The sequence below is a fragment of the Arthrobacter sp. TJ-270 genome (assembly GCF_058269075.1).
This window is the reverse complement of record NZ_JBZCNB010000010.1, coordinates 46,513-60,802: the sequence shown is the minus strand read 5'-3', so window position 1 is coordinate 60,802 and position 14,290 is coordinate 46,513. Positions and strand designations below refer to the sequence as shown.

Annotated in this window: 15 protein-coding genes and 1 pseudogene; 3 read left to right on the top strand and 13 right to left on the bottom strand. The window is 62.8% G+C overall.

Annotated elements, in window-relative coordinates:
- Positions 1-52: 52 nt before the first annotated feature.
- On the top strand, positions 53-988 hold the full coding sequence (locus AC4D2M_RS15740; protein WP_490892838.1) for an endonuclease/exonuclease/phosphatase family protein: 936 nt from the start codon (positions 53-55) through the stop codon (positions 986-988).
- A 354-nt stretch (positions 989-1,342) separates the two neighbouring features.
- Entirely contained in the window at positions 1,343-1,669 is a 327-nt protein-coding gene (locus tag AC4D2M_RS15735) for a hypothetical protein (RefSeq protein WP_490892837.1), read from the top strand.
- On the opposite strand, the gene AC4D2M_RS15730 is transcribed toward AC4D2M_RS15735, so the two are convergent.
- The 8 genes from AC4D2M_RS15730 to AC4D2M_RS15695 all read right to left on the bottom strand — a co-directional run bounded on the left by AC4D2M_RS15730 (position 1,606) and on the right by AC4D2M_RS15695 (position 6,061).
- Positions 1,606-1,914 carry a helix-turn-helix domain-containing protein gene (locus tag AC4D2M_RS15730; RefSeq protein ID WP_490892836.1) on the bottom strand — a complete coding sequence of 103 codons (309 nt, stop codon included), beginning with the start codon at positions 1,912-1,914 and terminating at the stop codon, positions 1,606-1,608. The two genes, AC4D2M_RS15735 and AC4D2M_RS15730, sit on opposite strands and share 64 nt — an antisense overlap.
- Before the next feature lie 27 nt (positions 1,915-1,941).
- A complete protein-coding gene (locus AC4D2M_RS15725) occupies positions 1,942-2,235 on the bottom strand; it encodes a ParB family protein (RefSeq protein WP_490892835.1) in 294 nt (97 codons plus the stop codon).
- A 66-nt stretch (positions 2,236-2,301) separates the two neighbouring features.
- On the bottom strand, positions 2,302-2,646 hold the full coding sequence (locus AC4D2M_RS15720) for a hypothetical protein (protein WP_490892834.1): 345 nt from the start codon (positions 2,644-2,646) through the stop codon (positions 2,302-2,304).
- A gap of 92 nt (positions 2,647-2,738) precedes the next feature.
- Entirely contained in the window at positions 2,739-3,242 is a 504-nt protein-coding gene (locus AC4D2M_RS15715) for a single-stranded DNA-binding protein (RefSeq protein ID WP_490892833.1), read from the bottom strand.
- Positions 3,243-3,324: 82 nt separating this feature from the next.
- The gene (locus AC4D2M_RS15710; RefSeq protein WP_490892832.1) at positions 3,325-3,588 is read right to left on the bottom strand and encodes a glutaredoxin family protein; all 264 of its coding nucleotides are present in this window, start codon (positions 3,586-3,588) and stop codon (positions 3,325-3,327) included.
- A gap of 357 nt (positions 3,589-3,945) precedes the next feature.
- Positions 3,946-4,629, bottom strand: a complete 684-nt coding sequence (locus AC4D2M_RS15705; protein WP_490892831.1) for a helicase associated domain-containing protein — start codon at positions 4,627-4,629, stop codon at positions 3,946-3,948.
- Positions 4,630-4,659: 30 nt separating this feature from the next.
- Positions 4,660-4,824, bottom strand: a complete 165-nt coding sequence (locus AC4D2M_RS15700) for a hypothetical protein (protein WP_490892830.1) — start codon at positions 4,822-4,824, stop codon at positions 4,660-4,662.
- A 205-nt stretch (positions 4,825-5,029) separates the two neighbouring features.
- The gene (locus tag AC4D2M_RS15695) at positions 5,030-6,061 is read right to left on the bottom strand and encodes a DUF4192 domain-containing protein (protein ID WP_490892829.1); all 1,032 of its coding nucleotides are present in this window, start codon (positions 6,059-6,061) and stop codon (positions 5,030-5,032) included.
- Positions 6,062-6,512: 451 nt separating this feature from the next.
- Between AC4D2M_RS15695 and AC4D2M_RS15690 the strand changes: the two are divergent.
- A pseudogene (locus AC4D2M_RS15690) lies at positions 6,513-6,609 on the top strand (phosphomethylpyrimidine synthase ThiC); the annotation flags it as partial.
- Positions 6,610-6,637: 28 nt separating this feature from the next.
- Here AC4D2M_RS15690 and AC4D2M_RS15685 read toward each other — a convergent pair.
- From AC4D2M_RS15685 to AC4D2M_RS15665, 5 genes are all read right to left on the bottom strand, one after another.
- A complete protein-coding gene (locus AC4D2M_RS15685) occupies positions 6,638-7,312 on the bottom strand; it encodes an IMPACT family protein (protein ID WP_490892828.1) in 675 nt (224 codons plus the stop codon).
- 572 nt (positions 7,313-7,884) lie between these two features.
- Positions 7,885-9,315: a ParB/RepB/Spo0J family partition protein gene (locus AC4D2M_RS15680; protein WP_490892827.1), complete on the bottom strand. Its 1,431-nt coding sequence runs from the start codon at positions 9,313-9,315 to the stop codon at positions 7,885-7,887.
- A 472-nt stretch (positions 9,316-9,787) separates the two neighbouring features.
- Positions 9,788-10,366 (bottom strand): ParB family protein, encoded by a 579-nt coding sequence (locus AC4D2M_RS15675; protein WP_490892826.1) that lies wholly within the window; start codon positions 10,364-10,366, stop codon positions 9,788-9,790.
- Positions 10,363-11,190, bottom strand: a complete 828-nt coding sequence (locus tag AC4D2M_RS15670) for a ParA family protein (protein WP_490892825.1) — start codon at positions 11,188-11,190, stop codon at positions 10,363-10,365. Before AC4D2M_RS15670 ends, AC4D2M_RS15675 begins: the two co-directional genes overlap by 4 nt.
- Before the next feature lie 1,221 nt (positions 11,191-12,411).
- Entirely contained in the window at positions 12,412-14,229 is a 1,818-nt protein-coding gene (locus AC4D2M_RS15665) for a MarR family transcriptional regulator (protein ID WP_490892824.1), read from the bottom strand.
- Positions 14,230-14,290 lie beyond the last annotated feature (61 nt).

The following is a 14,290-nucleotide window of genomic DNA, read 5'->3' as shown; positions in this document are numbered from 1 at the left end:
TCCATGACGAGCGATCCTCCCCTCCCCCAGCCCGTATGGTTCGATGGGGTCCATGACGAGCGATCCTCCCGCGGCCGTAACCCACGACGTCACCCGGCTGTTGGCGGCCCTGGATGCCACCGTGCCGGTCAAGGATGATTCAAACCTCCTGATCGGGACCTGGAACGTCCGTGCGTTCGGGGATCTGACCGAGAAGTGGACAGCGGGACCCCGGGATTCACCCAAACGCGATCTCCATGCCATAGCGTGCATCGCCGAGATCGCGAGCCGGTTCGATGTGCTGGCCCTGCAGGAAGTCCGCCGGAACACCACAGCCCTGCACCACCTGATGGCCCTGCTGGGCCCGGGGTGGCGGTTCATCACCTCCGATGTCACCGAAGGCTCCGCCGGTAACGGGGAACGCCTGACCTACCTGTACGACACGGCCCGGGTCCAAGCCTCAGGCCTGGTCGGTGAGATCGTCCTCCCACCCGGAACCGACGGGCCGGTCCCGCAGTTCGCCCGCACCCCGTACGCAGCAGGGTTCACCCGCGGCACGGCCGGGTTCGTCCTGACCAGTGTGCACGTGCTCTGGGGCGACAGGGCCACTGACCGGCTACCCGAACTGACCGCATTCGCCCAGTGGATGCGGGATTGGGCCGAACGCCCTGATGACTGGAACGAGAACCTCCTCGTCCTGGGAGATTTCAACCTCGACCGCATCGGGAACCCCCTGTATGAGGCGTTCGTGTCCACCGGGCTGTGGCCACCCACGGAATTGGACACGGTGCCGCGGACCATCTTCGACAACGACAAAACCCGGCACTTCTACGACCAGATCGCCTGGTTCTCAGAACCCGACGGGACCAGCATGCTCCAAACCCTCACCTACACCGGCCGCGCCGGGCACATCGACTTCCTGCCCCACATCCTCACCAGCCTGACCAAAAACGAGGTGTCCTGGCGGATCTCCGACCACTACCCCCTCTGGGCAGAATTCACCGCCTGAAACCTCACTCCTCCGCCCCGCTGCTTCTGGCTGGGTGCTGAGTCTGTGAGCAGTGCGGCAGGGCGGTGGCGGTTTACCTCAGTGCGGCTGCCTGACTCGCAAGCACGTCGGAGCCTTCTGATAGAACACATGTTCTAATTAAAACGGAGTGACCCGTTAGGTTAAGTAAGTGGTGCCGGCCACCGTACGAATGGGGGAAAACGTACGGGGGCCGACACCGGTGAGGGTCCAGTCTCCTGATCTCACTCGATCACATCGATGGGGGAATCAATGTGCTGATACCCAGCCTACTGATCAATCCTGTGGGGAGGCTGGGTAGCCGACGGCGTGGAGCACGAGGCGGAGGTGTCAGGAATGGGCGAGAACAAGCGATACCGGGCCTACTATGACCGGCTTCTGGATGATTGGATTGAGCGTTTCGTGATGCGCGAGGAGCCGATAATGCTCACCGAGGCCGAGCTCGACCTGGAGCACCATCCAGCCCGGGAGTTCCAACCTCCACGGCGGGTTCACGTGTGGATCCGCTACCCCTCACAGGCGCACCTGGTGCAGGCCCAGGCGACGGCGTGGACGGCCACGGCGATCCGTATCGGGTTCTTCGAACCGGCGATCAAGATTCACCGCGAAGGTTGGGTGTGGCGCAGCGCGGTCACACCGGCCCCGCCCGACAAGAAGCAGTGACGGGAGTCTTCGCCTTCGTCTGTGAGCTTTACTCCTCGTTGAAGGGCTTCGGCTGTGCGGGTATAGGCATCCGCGATGTATTCCTCGAGCTTGGACCGTTCGATGCGCCATTGCCCGCGGCCGCCAATCTGAATGGCAGGAAGATCACCGGAGTTGATGATGGCCCGGATCTGGGTTTCACTCGTCGCCAGCTCGGCCGCAACACTCTTGATGGTCAGGAAGCGGGATTGATCCTGTGCGGCCATGTATCAAATGCTCCTCAATCTTCAATGTCATCGGACATAAGGGTGGGGCCGGGAGCTGCACCACACAGCTTCCGACCCCGTTTCTTTCTTGTTTTCCCTGCGAAAAGGAAACCTATTCGGTTCGGCGCTTCTCCTCGGCGAGGTTCCGCCTACCCGTACGGAGCGCACCTGGCGGCACCGGCTCGTACGGTGGCCGCCGCTGTACTTGCGCTGCAGCCGGCGAACTTCTTTCAGGACCGCTTTCCCGATTAAGTCTGACACGGACACATACTCTTCCGCGGCACCTGCCGTAAGGAACGCCCGCACGGACCCTGCCCGCATCTTCCTGGGTGAAGTACGGGGTGAAAGAGGCAGGCTTCCCGCTTACTCATTTACTCAGATACTCATTCACTCAGGCGCTTCGTCGGCGGGTTCTTCGAACCGCGCCCGGGCTTCCTCAACTGTGAGGTTCAGAGCTTCCCCGATCTCATGCCAGTCACCGCCCTGGTTGCGGGCGAGTTTCACTGCTGCAATGAGCTCCCGTTCGGCCCGTTCGAGTTTTTCCTGGTGCCCTTCCAACAGTGCCCGCCAGTCCTCGATGAGCCATCCGCGGCCCATCATGTCCGCATCATCGGAGAGCTCAAAGCAATCCCCCAGCAGCCGGTAGGAGTTGAGGAGCTTCGCGGCCTCGTCCTGACTGAGCTCGTCGAAGTCGTTGGTATCGCTGGGGCCGGCGTAGGGCGTGTCCCTCATCGTGTGTTCCTTACAGTTGGTGCTGGGAGTGCCGGCGACCAGCGTAACGCTGCCTTATCGCCGACACTCCCCCAGCGGTCGGTAGAAGTGGTTTAGAACGGTGGTTCGGTGGCTTCAGGTGCATTGCCCCAACCACTGTTAGCAGCACCTGCATTCGCTGGTGCTCCCCAGGGGTCTGCCTGTGCGCCCTGGTTACGCTGTGCTCCCCCGCCGTCGCTGTTGTTGGTGTTGCGTTGGGTGCGGTTGATTTTGGCGGAGGCGTAGCGCAGGGACGGACCGATTTCGTCGACGTCGAGTTCCGTGACGGTGCGCTTTTCGCCTTCCTTGGTGTCGTAGGAGCGGGACTTCAGCCGGCCCTGGGCGATGACGCGGGTTCCCTTGGTGAGGGTTTCGGCGACGTTCTCAGCTGATTCTCGCCACAGCGAGCAGCGCAGGAAGAGGGTTTCGCCGTCTTTCCATTCGTTGGATTGCCGGTCGAAGGTGCGCGGTGTGGATGCGATGGTGAAGTTCGCTACCGCCGAACCCGACGGTGTGAAGCGCAGCTCCGGGTCCGCGGTGAGGTTCCCTACAACGGTGATGGTGGTTTCGCCTGCCATGATGATCAACTTCCCTCTCGTGCTGGTTGTGGTGGTGTCGTTGAATAACTCGGGTTAGATAACTGAGCTGGGGTTTGGGTGGTTAGGCGGCTTTGCGTGCTGCCTGGATGAGTTTGTCCATGCGGTGCCCTGACCAGTGGTCCTCGTCGTCTGCGTCGTTGACGACGACGGGTGCCTGGGAGTAGCCGAGTCCGCCGTCTGCCGGGTCGCTGGTGATGTACTCGAACGCTGCGGGGACTTTGGTGATGTCGACCTCGCGGAAACCGACGCCTTTTCGTTCGAAGTAGCCTTTGGTCTCAACGCAGAGGGGGCAGTTTGGCTTGGTGTACACGGTGTAGGTAGCCATCGTCAGTCCTTGGTTTCGTATCGGTTTTAGTAAGAGTCAACTGCTGTACTGCTAACCCAATATTCACGGGTTCTCACCTGGAAAAACAGAGTCCTCAGCTGAAACTGCAGGGGATTTGTGGTGTGCCCTTCCTCCCCCGTTGTTTTTGCCTGCTGGCAAGCTCGCTTGCTTGCCCTAAGACGGAGCAGTTCTCAACCCGTAGGGCAGCATCCGGCAGCTGGAATGTGGGAGGAAATAAGCGACGCCAGGAGCGCCGGACATCATTGCTGTGCCGGTGGTGCCGGCCATTGGCCGGTTGACGCTGTGGAGCGGGGGCGCACAATCCGTAGGACAGCAGCAAAAATCGTGTGAGCTGGGTCAGCCTGAGCGCAGCGAGGCCCGCGTGGTGTTCCAGCCCGGAACGGTCTCATCGAGGGTGTCCCGCCTGACGTGTGTGAGTTTGCCGGCGCGGGCTTTGGCGCGCTGGGTTTGGATCCAGACATCGAGCGTGGCTTCAAGCGGAGTGGCGTTCTCGTTCTGTCCGTGGGGCATGCGCCCGGTGTCCTGGATGAACTGCAGCAGCTGGGCGTGGACGGTGCGCCAGTGGGTTTCCCGGTCCCCGAGCATGGTCCCACGCCAGGGCCCGAGGGTATCGAGCTGCTTGATCTGATCCTCGGTCATGCGGCCTTCGGTGTAGCGGGTGCGCTGGTATCGGAGCCACCGGTGCAGGTTCTTCTCCTCCGGGTGTGGGGAGAGTTGCTGCGGGAACCGCCGCCGACGGCGGACAAAACTTTGCAGTTGGGCGAACTTGTCCTCCCAGGGTTCCCGGTACGGCGCCGCCGGTTGTGGTGGTGCCGGTGCTGGCTGGTCGTGGAGAATCAGCCGGCGCCCGAGCAGGGTCGGGTCGCGCCGTTCCCGGGAGCGGATGTGGAGCCGGACTTTTTCGTAGTCGACCCGGCACAGTGTGGCGATCTGTCTGATGGTGAGACCCCGGACGTACATGAGGGTCCATTCCCCGCGGGACGTCGCCGGCCCCCACTCGCGGGCATCATCATCGTTCATCAGCGCTAGGGAGTGCGGCAGCTCTGCCTGTTAGGCGTCAGGCCAAAGTCCACTGCCGGACCGGTCCCAGGTGAGGTTCACCGGCCCACTTACACCAGCACCCAGCGGCAGGGCTGTGGTGAGGGCTTCCTCGGCCCCGCTGGAACGCTCGTAGGCGACCTGCCGCGTCGAGTAGACGAGGTCGGTGCTGGTCATCTGGTTACCCCCTGAAACTGGCTTTCCTTTGGGGTTACTGTACCGGGGCCGGTGGCGCGGTCACGGGGGTTTGAGGTGGCGCGTGTGGGTGTCGTGCTGACTGCGGCGGCCGGCGGAGCGAAGCGGGGGAGGCCGCCGCCGCGCATCCTGAAACCACCGCTAGGGGCAGGGAACCCGTGTGGCTCCCTGCCCCTCCCCTACCGGATTAGCGCTGGTAGGCGGTGTGCTGGTGTTTGACGCATTCGGGCAGGGTGCCGGTGTACACGAGCTGGGTGAGCAGCTGGGACAGCGTGTGATCCGGGTCCGCGTCCTGCGCCTTGGTCAGGTACTGGGCGGCGATGGAGGACCGGCCCTTGTACCAGTGGATCCAGCCGAGGGTCGCGAACAGGGGCGCGCGCGCTTCGGGTGGGGTGAAGCGGAGCAGGTCGATGAGTAGTTCCTGGGTGGCGTCGACATGTTCCCAGTCCGGTGCGCCGGTATAGCGGCCGGTCAGGACGGTAGCGAAAGTTTCCGGGTCATCGTCGGTGCTGATGGTGTCAGCGATGATCCGGTCGCGTACTGCGGGAGTGTGCAGGGCGGCGAGAAGTTGAATGGCGGTGTCCTTGGCCGGTGTTGTGCCGAGGGTTTCCTGCCACAGTGCCCGGTTCTCGGCGATGACCGGTCCGGCCCAGTCGCAGTGGTCGGTGATGGTCCAACCAGCGATCAGGTCAGTGACCCGGTCGAGGATTGTTTTGTCTCCGGTGAACTCCGGGTCCGCGACGGTTTCCCGTCCGGGGTTGGATCCCTCGTACACGAGCCGGGCACTGAGGGCACTGTCGGTGATTTCCTCGAGCGGGTGCGCAGAACAGCAGTCGGCGTCTTCGCAGAAGTACGTCACCCAACTCTCCGAGCCCACGAGCCAGCTGTCCCGTATCGGCGTGCCTGCCGCGTCCAGCATGCTGTCCAGGGCGTGCGCGTGGTCGCTGAACGGCTTGGTCCCCTCGATGGTGGGCTGGTCGGTGTAGGCGATGAACAGCACTCCGTCCGCGACCGCGTCGCGGGACAGGTACCCGAGGACCATCATGGCGAACTCTGCCGGATCACCGTGCTGTGGTGCGTCGATGCGCAGCGTGGCGCCCAGGCGCTTACCGGTCATGGTCAGGAACACGAACGACTCCTGAGGGGTGAAGCCGAGGGCGTGCGGGACGTAGGCCAGAACATCGGCCGCGGACGTAGCTGAAATGGTTTCCTTGCTCATGATGGTGCTCCTTCGTCGCAGGTGGGTTTGAGGCGTGTGGTGTGCCAGCAGTTCGCCCCTCCCCCGTTGTTTTTGCCTGCTGGCAAGCTCGCTTGCTTGTGCCCGACGGAGCCGGGTCAACCCCGCAAGGGGCAAAGGGGACAGAAAGTCCGGGAAGGAAATAAGCGACGAAGGAGCGCCGTCCGTACCTTTGTGTGCCCGCAGCAGCGCAGCTGTTGAACCGGTGGAGCGGGCACGCATAATCCGTAGGACAGCAGCAAAAACCCAAAGAACCCTGCCGGGGGCGACGCCAGGAGCCACCGGAAGCACAGCCCGGAGCGCCAGCGAAGGTCCGGTTCCCTTGTGTAGCGTGCGGGTCACTTGGCACGTTCGGCTGGCCCAGCTACGTCCGTGCCTCCCAGCAGGAATCTAATGTCGAGGGGCCACTGGGGAGTTACAAGTCCCGTTCGACAAGTACGACGTCCAAGTCATGGTCGAGGGCCCCTGGACACATCCCGCTGCACCTGGTCCGCGAGAACGTGGAACGGCAGCAGGAATTGTGCGTCGGGCCAGCGGCGAAGCGCGTGGAGACTGAATTCAGACACGATCCACCCACTCACAACCGACGTGCGCGGCATCGGCGGCACCGGCTGTCATGCCCGCCAGGCGGTCCCGGAAAGCCTCGAGTTCCGCGCTGCTGTCCGCGACGGCGACGGTGACCAGCACCTGGCTGGGCTGGTACGTGGTGCCGAGCACGGTCAGCCCGGCGCCGCGGAGGTCGTTCTCCAGACGCCCTGCTGTGGCGTGCGGTGCGGAAACCTGGAACACCCGGCGCCGTTCTCGTTGGACGTACCGGGCGGTGTCGAGGGCCTGCGACACCGACCCTGAATAGGCGCGTACCAGGCCACCGGCGCCGAGGAGGATCCCGCCGAAGTAGCGCACCACCACGGCTGCCACATCACTGAGGTCCGTCCGGCCGTCGACGGTCTCTCGACGCGTCAGAGCCTCGAGCATTGGAGCGCCGGCCGTTCCGGAGGGCTCGCCGTCGTCGTTGGCGCGCTGGACCTCGCGGTTCGCTCCGATCAGGATGGCGCTGCAGTGGTGGCGCGCATCGTGGAACTCCCTGCGAAGTGCGGCGAGGAGGGCGTCGGCCTGCTCCTGCGATTCCACCCGCTCAAGGACGGCAATGAAACGCGACCGCCGCACCTCGATCTCGTGCCGGTGGCGCCCGGCGATCGTCGTGTACGTCAGCGCCGCCCCGGTTCCTGTCACCGGTCCAGTCTAGGCAATGGTGAGGAGCCGATTCCCGGGGCCCTGTGTAGGGCTTCCGGCGTCCGGTATCTGGTCAATAGCATCAGGGCGGCTTCGGACCGGCTCTAGTCAAAGGCCTGCTCAAGTGCGGGGAAGTACTCCAGCAGCTGGGCGCGCAACCGGCTAATGGCCCGCCCACGATCCACGGCCCGGAGCTCGACGCGGAGTACGTGGAAGTGGATCCGCAACCAGAAACTGAAGCTCGGTTGTTGATCCGAGGATTCTGACCTCCCGTAGGGCAGCAAGCAGCCGACTTGCCGGGGATCTACATTCTGAGTTCCCGGACATGAAGGGGTTCTCCCCGCGGAACCTGCAGTACATGACCACATTTGCCCGGCAATCGGGCACAGGCCTAATTGCGCCTGCCCGAGCGCAGTGAGGTCCGTTTCCTAGGTTCGGGTGGGCTCTCGCCGCCGGTGAAAGCATCCGCTGAGGCTGTGCGTGCCCCAGCACACGTCCAGCAGCAGGCGAAGTGAAGGGCTCAGGCGAGGTTGCTGGGCCCGTAGAGGAAGCCCAGCAACCTTTCCTGCCTCCTATCCCGCTTCGGAGTAGTGGTCTTCCTCCGCGATCAGTTCTTCCTCACCGGCGTGGACGCCCGCGAACGTCTCCCCCGGCTCCTCGTGAGCCTCGTGTGCCTCGACCGTGTGTGCGTCGCGGGCCATGACGTGGTCGGTGATGATGGCCTCGACCTCACTGAGGGTGTACCCCCAGTCCTGGAGTTGAAACAGGTAGTAGGCCGCCTGCGTGCCAGGGTGCCGCCAAGAGTCCCGGCTGAGGTCGGATTCATGGGCCGCGAGCATCATCGCCAGCACGGCGACGTTAGGGTTCGTAGTGTTCTTCTCGGTCAGTTCCTTGTAGGAGCGGTATCCGGGCTCTGGCACTCCGGCGAATCCTGCGGCGAGTTCCTGCTTCTGCGCGGTGGCTTTGGCGACGCTGTTACCGTAGCTGGCCAGCGTGGTGGCGCTGAACTTCGCCCAGTCCCTGGGCGGGTTCTTCCGGCTGAGCAGGGTGGTGAGCCACTGGTGCCGCACCTCGGTCGCGGCGTCCCAGAGCTTGTTGTTCTTGATGACCCTGCGCCGTTCTTCCTTCTGCTCCTCGGTCATCGGCCCTGACTGGGTGCCGCTGGGACCGCCGTAGTACTCCTGCAGGGTGAAGCCTTTGGCTTCCCAATTGGCGATGACGGGCCGGACGTTGATGTCGTTGCGATAGGTCACGGTGAGGACCACGGCGTTCGTGTCCTCGTCGGTGGCCGGTTTCCCGTCGGGCCGAAGCAATGCGTGGGGGTACTGGTGCTCGGGCATCTGGTAGCCGGCTGCTTCCACCACGGTTTTGCCGGCCTTGACCTGCTCGGCGGTGGCTTCGGCCAGAAGTCGGGCGGTCTCGCGCTCATTGCGCAGGTACTGCACGGTGTGCTCGAACCGGTCAGGGTACTCGTTGAGGGCTTCCTGGAGGGAGGCTAGGGCGTCGGCGTCGTCGCTGAACTCTTCCAATGCCGCTGATTGCTCGAGGGTCCAGCCTTCTGCGAGGGCTTTGGTGGCGGTGTCGTTGGCTCGGACTTTCAGCGCGGTTTCCACGGTTGTTTTCTTCGCCCCGGTCTTGCGGGCGATCTGGGTTGCCGAGACTCCGAGTAGGGAGAGCTGGTGGAACGCTTCGGCCCGATCATGATCGGTCAGGGCCTGCCGGTGATCATTCTCCACGACCTGCTTGGCCAGCCGGTCGGCTTCGGTGAGGCTGTCCACCACGTAGACGGGAATGAGGGGCTGTGCCGTTTCCACGGCTGCCAGGGTGCGCCGCTGCCCGTACAGGACGTGCACTCCCCCGTCCCCGGTGCGGTGGGCGACGACGGGCTGGATAACGCCGTGCTCTTTGATGGAGGCCAGGAACGCTCTGTCGAGTTGGACGTCTGTGCGGACGTTCGCGTCGATGGTCAGGGTGGCCGGGTTGATCTGTTCCAGAACAGTCATGATGGGTGCTCCGTTTCGCAGGTGGGGAAGCTGGGCTGTGGTGTACCAGCAGTTCGCCCCTCTCCCCCGTCGTTGTTTAGCCTGCTGGCGAAGCAACGCGCAGCTGTGCCTGACGGAGCAGCGCTCAACGCCGTAGGTGCAAGGGTGCGCCAATCCTGGGAGGAAATAAGCGAGGCAGGAGCGCCGGACAGGATCGGTGTGCCCGCAGCCGGCGCCAGCCGGTTGACGCTGCGGAGCAGGCACACACAATCCGCAGGACAGCAGCAAAACAGAACAGGTTTCTGTCAGCCTGAACGCAGTGAGGTCCTAATCAGTGGCGCAAGAGTCCCCATCCGTGATGGGGACTCCGGAACTACGTGATCATATTCTTCCGCGCAAGAGCGTACAGACATGCCCGCACACGAGGAAATGGAGCTGGATAACCACCAAGTTCCTCGCGCTTGGTGGTCGATGCAATGGGCAACAGCCCGCGTCAGCTGCCCACGGGGCGCCCGCGGCGTACGCCCCGTGCGCCCTTCCTGTACCGCTCCCCGCCGTTGTACTTTTCCTCCAAACGTTCGACTTCACGTTCTAGCACTGAACAAATGAACGCCGAGAGGGATTCGTGGCCCTCGGCCGCGGATGTGTCCACGAACGCAGCGCGCATGCGCTCACCGAACTCTGGCGGCTCCCAGTACCCAGTCTTCTTCAGCTTCTTCTGAGCACTCCCAGAAGCAGGCTCAGCGGACTGTTGCACAACCTCGGGCTCCCTCGGCTCCTCGTCTGCCCTGCGTGGCTCAGCTGCTGGAACGGCCGGCTCGGGCTGTGCCTGCTGATACGTCAGCCTCTCCGGTTCAACCGGCGGTTCAGCCGGCGGTTGAGCGACAACTTCCGGCTCATCCCTGGCACTTGGCACAGCGTGGAGGGTGGGTGTCAGCGGTGGCGATTCGGTAGCTGCACCCATCTCTGCGACAACGCTGCGCGAGGGTGCCTTCTTCATACCTTTGGGGCGCAGCTTCGCCAGCGGGTCCACCTCCCCTCCCCTTCTGGGGGCAGGATCAGGGCGGCTCATTCCCCACTCCCCTTCCAGATCAGCTGTGCAAGCTGCTCAAGATCGGACCGGAGGATGTTCGCTGCCGATCCGAATGACCTGAGGGGCTGGGACGCTGCCTGAGACCTGGCGAAGATTTCGCGGTCGGGCAGCGGCGGATCCAGCACGAGGTCGCCGAAATCGCTGCGCACTTTGTTGATCCAGTAGGTCTGATCAGACCGGCCCTTGCGCTCCTTGTTGATGATGACGCCCACCAGATCGATGTCCTCGTTCAGGTTCTCCTGTACCTCCGCAATGGTTGTCACGATCTCCGACAGTCCTTCGACTGACGAGACGCGGGGTTCAGTGACCAGGAGTGCATGGCTGGCGGCGGTCAGCGCGTTCACGGTGAGGAGGCCCAATGAGGGCGGGCAGTCGATCAACACGATGTCGTACTGGTCGGCGACTCCCTTCAGCGCGATGCGCAGACGGTGCTCGCGGGCCATCATGGAATCGCGCTCCCGCGAAGCCAGGTTTCGTTCTGAAGCTATGAGGTCAATCTTGGGGTAGTCTTCTCCCCTGTCCGCTCTGGCTTGCCATTCCTCGCCTGCCGAGATGATGGCGTCCCCGGCTACGCCAGGGGCAATCTTCTGGTTGTTGTCCGGATCCCCATAGAGGACGTCATTCAGGGTGAACTCTGGCTCGGTCACGCCCATCGCCGAAGTGGTGTTCCGTTGAGGGTCTGCGTCGATCACTAGAACGGATTTGCCGAGCTTCTGGGAGAACGACTCGGCGAGCCCGGTGACGACGGTAGTCTTACCGACCCCGCCCTTCTGGTTGCAAACTGCAATGATTCTCGCCGACATCTGCCAGTACCTTCCCTAGTCGCGCGCTGCGGTCGAGCCGAGACTGACAGGAAGCGTCCTGGTCAGGGACGAACCGGGCCGGCAAGACCGATTTTTCTTCACAGTAGTGCCGACCGGCCGTTCCCACTCCTCGCCACGCGGGACGACGGAGTAATGGTAGTCGAACTTCCATTACTCACGTCGGTAGCTTTGGAAACTATGGTGCTGTTACTACCAATGGAAGTATTGGTAGTAACGGATGTTATGTACCCGTTGGTTCTATTGAAAGCCTTACTACCAATGTTTTTTACTTCCATTACTACCGTTGGTAACGTTTAGCGGGACGTGAAATGGAACCAATGCTTCCAACGGTCTCTTCGGTGCCGATACTTCCATTACTACCGCGGCTCGCTCCGACCGGAGACAGTGAAACGTCAGCAACGCTTCCATTATTGAAAACGCCCGAGACTGCGGCTATCAGTGTGGTTCTACGCCTGCATTCTCCGCAGGGACTCCTGCATACGGAAGCAAAACTTCCATTACTTTCCGGAGCGATTCGACACCACGTTGCCGGGCTGACCTGAGTCCAGCGCCCCGCATTCTGCTTCTGGAAGTAGGAGGAGGTCGGCTAGATTACTTCCGATACTTCTTGCACTCCCTTTACTTCTTATGCCACCATAACTTCCATAACTCCCCTTACTACCGTCGGAAGCTTTGGCAGTATCGGGAGTATTGCTACCGCAACTTCCATTACCTTTCACAACCACTACCAATGTGAGCAATGGAACCATTACTTCCTCCAGACCGCCCTTCGAGCAGGTGTTCGGTCCGGGCCGCTGTAGGCACCAGGGTTCGGGAAGCTGCCGGCCGGAGGCTGACGGCAATCCAAGCTGGACTCGTCCTGTCCGCGATGGGCTTGGCCGGCGTGTGCAGCGCGTGGCGTTTCGCTGACCAGGTGTTGGTCGTGAGCCGTTCATCAGGATCTTCGGAAGTAATGGACGTTTCGGTGGCAGCCTTAAATAGGTGTAACGGGACCGTTGGTGCCGAAACTTCCATTTCAACTAATGGTTCCAATGGTGCCGTTGCTCCATGTGGAAGCTATGCCAGTTTCGGAAGCTTCAGAAGTAATGGAAGTTTTACACCGGTCTCACCAGGCGCGGTGCCGCGGCGGGGAGGCATATTGGGGGAGCGGAACCAATGTCACCGTTGTCACCAATGGTGGTATCGGAAGTAACGGTAGTTTTATCCGGTAAGCCGGAACGCCATCTCCGAGAGCTCCCAATCATCTGGGGGAGGCTCAGCGAGACGCCAGGGATAAGAGTCGCCGGGGGAGAGGAGTGGTTGCCCTTCGATGGCGCGTCCGGCAAGCCAGGAGTGCCAGGCCGCACGTTCCTCCCGGTAGCGAGTGATCTGGGCTGTGACGTTGTCGATGACGCCCAGGTACTCGGCAAGCCAGGCCAGACTGCAGGACGGGTCGATCGACCAGCCGCGATTTTCCGGACCGCCCCGAGATACCAGCTTCCAGGCGGCGAGGATCTCCAGCGCCTCGGTGACCGCTGTCCGGCTCAGCGCCGTTGCTTCCACCAGCTGCGTGGTCGATAGGGGAGTGGGGGAGTGCTCGAGCGCCTCGTACACGAACGCAGATGGCAGCCCGAGCTCCCTGAAGGCTGGCCGGAGCGAGTGGAGTTTGCCGGCGCGCCAGGACATCGCTTCTGCAGCGCTCTGAAGATCTGCCGGAAGCGTGAGCATGTACTGATCGGCGTGGGTTCCCTTGGCTTCGACGACCTGGGTGATGAGCGGTTCCGGTTCGTGGCGGAGGGCCCTCAGATGGGCGGCCACCGTGGTGTGGTCCATTCCGGTGGCTACAGCGATCGAGCGGACACCGAACTCGATGAACCTGCTGCCGGTGATATGTGCTGCGGCGCCCAAGGCGCGAAGGACCATCCTGCGTGCTAATCCCTGACGACTGCCTCGGTAACGTACTTCAGCGATAGCCAGGGCATTGCGCCAGGTCCGGATGAATCTGTGCTCGTGATCGGAACCAACGGTAGGAGAACCCAGTAACCCCTGGCGCTGTGTATATGGCTGGCTTGTGGGGTATTTACGGACATTGTTCTCACCGTCTTTGTGGAGCTTCTGATTTGCTCTGACGTGCCCGATGGCTTTGTCCCAGTCGCGCTTGAGCGCCGTCGACCGGTGAGAGGGGGCGTACCGGGCAAAGAACTGCGCTAGCCCTGGCCAGAGCCCCTGCTTCATCCGCCGGTCGACGTCCGTCATGGACAACCCAGCGGCGGCCGCTGCAACCAGGACGGCCTGACGCGCCTCAGAGGGCGAGCTGTAGCGTGCTGTGTCGTACATCCCCTTGGTGGCGATGTCGAGCATCCGACGTGACATCCGGTGGTGCGGGCCGTCGATCTTTGCTCCGTCGTCCTTGGGCCCCTCATAGGCCTGTTCGAGCCGGAGCGCGCGCACACCGGCTATCTCCGCCTGAAGGTCGTTCCTGAGGGACTGGATCAGTCGAGCGGCGTTGGGCCGGCGCGCGATGTCGTAGGCCATGGAAAGACTCATATCGAGTATCTGGTAGCCGCCGCGCTTGTGTATGGCACCAGGGGTGCGCATGCATCCGCGGTCGATACTCTGGTGGGGGGACTTATCCAGGCTTCGGTATCGGGTGCCTATGGCTTCGACAAGCTCACGGGCCTCATGGAAGGGTAGGCGTTCAGCGAGCGGTACGTAGATGTGGCGTCCGCCGTTGGGGGAGTGGTCGGCGATCCAGCGGATGCTGTGCTTGTACAGCCAGCTGGTGAAGAGGTGAACCTCGGCGTCCACTCGGTCGATGCCATCCACGGATGAGTCGAAGTCGAAAAAGAGCGCTCGGCAGGTCCCGTCCTTGCCGAAGATGCGTACTGCTGCCGGCATAGTAGGTGCTTTATCGGTCAGGTCCCGCTCGTTGTGCAGGGGGTAACTCCGGCCTCCGTCCTTGGAGATGCGGATGCGGGGTTGCCCGGCCAGGAGTGGCGCGAGTGCTGCAAATACGGTCGCGGGGTCATCTTTGACCAAGGCGACACGCGGGGCGCCCGTTTCTGAATGTTCTGGGCGCGCGAAGATGCGCTGCTGTACG

Excerpts from the sequence above, each read along its gene's own strand:
- AC4D2M_RS15730 (WP_490892836.1), bottom strand. The coding sequence starts at position 1,914 with ATGGCCGCACAGGATCAATCCCGCTTCCTGACCATCAAGAGTGTTGCG.
- AC4D2M_RS15715 (WP_490892833.1), bottom strand. The coding sequence starts at position 3,242 with ATGGCAGGCGAAACCACCATCACCGTTGTAGGGAACCTCACCGCGGAC.
- AC4D2M_RS15700 (WP_490892830.1), bottom strand. The coding sequence starts at position 4,824 with ATGACCAGCACCGACCTCGTCTACTCGACGCGGCAGGTCGCCTACGAG.
- AC4D2M_RS15735 (WP_490892837.1), top strand. The coding sequence starts at position 1,343 with ATGGGCGAGAACAAGCGATACCGGGCCTACTATGACCGGCTTCTGGAT.
- AC4D2M_RS15725 (WP_490892835.1), bottom strand. The coding sequence starts at position 2,235 with ATGCGGGCAGGGTCCGTGCGGGCGTTCCTTACGGCAGGTGCCGCGGAA.
- AC4D2M_RS15740 (WP_490892838.1), top strand. The coding sequence starts at position 53 with ATGACGAGCGATCCTCCCGCGGCCGTAACCCACGACGTCACCCGGCTG.
- AC4D2M_RS15680 (WP_490892827.1), bottom strand. The coding sequence starts at position 9,315 with ATGACTGTTCTGGAACAGATCAACCCGGCCACCCTGACCATCGACGCG.
- AC4D2M_RS15695 (WP_490892829.1), bottom strand. The coding sequence starts at position 6,061 with ATGAGCAAGGAAACCATTTCAGCTACGTCCGCGGCCGATGTTCTGGCC.
- AC4D2M_RS15710 (WP_490892832.1), bottom strand. The coding sequence starts at position 3,588 with ATGGCTACCTACACCGTGTACACCAAGCCAAACTGCCCCCTCTGCGTT.
- AC4D2M_RS15720 (WP_490892834.1), bottom strand. The coding sequence starts at position 2,646 with ATGAGGGACACGCCCTACGCCGGCCCCAGCGATACCAACGACTTCGAC.
- AC4D2M_RS15675 (WP_490892826.1), bottom strand. The coding sequence starts at position 10,366 with ATGAGCCGCCCTGATCCTGCCCCCAGAAGGGGAGGGGAGGTGGACCCG.
- AC4D2M_RS15705 (WP_490892831.1), bottom strand. The coding sequence starts at position 4,629 with ATGAACGATGATGATGCCCGCGAGTGGGGGCCGGCGACGTCCCGCGGG.
- AC4D2M_RS15670 (WP_490892825.1), bottom strand. The coding sequence starts at position 11,190 with ATGTCGGCGAGAATCATTGCAGTTTGCAACCAGAAGGGCGGGGTCGGT.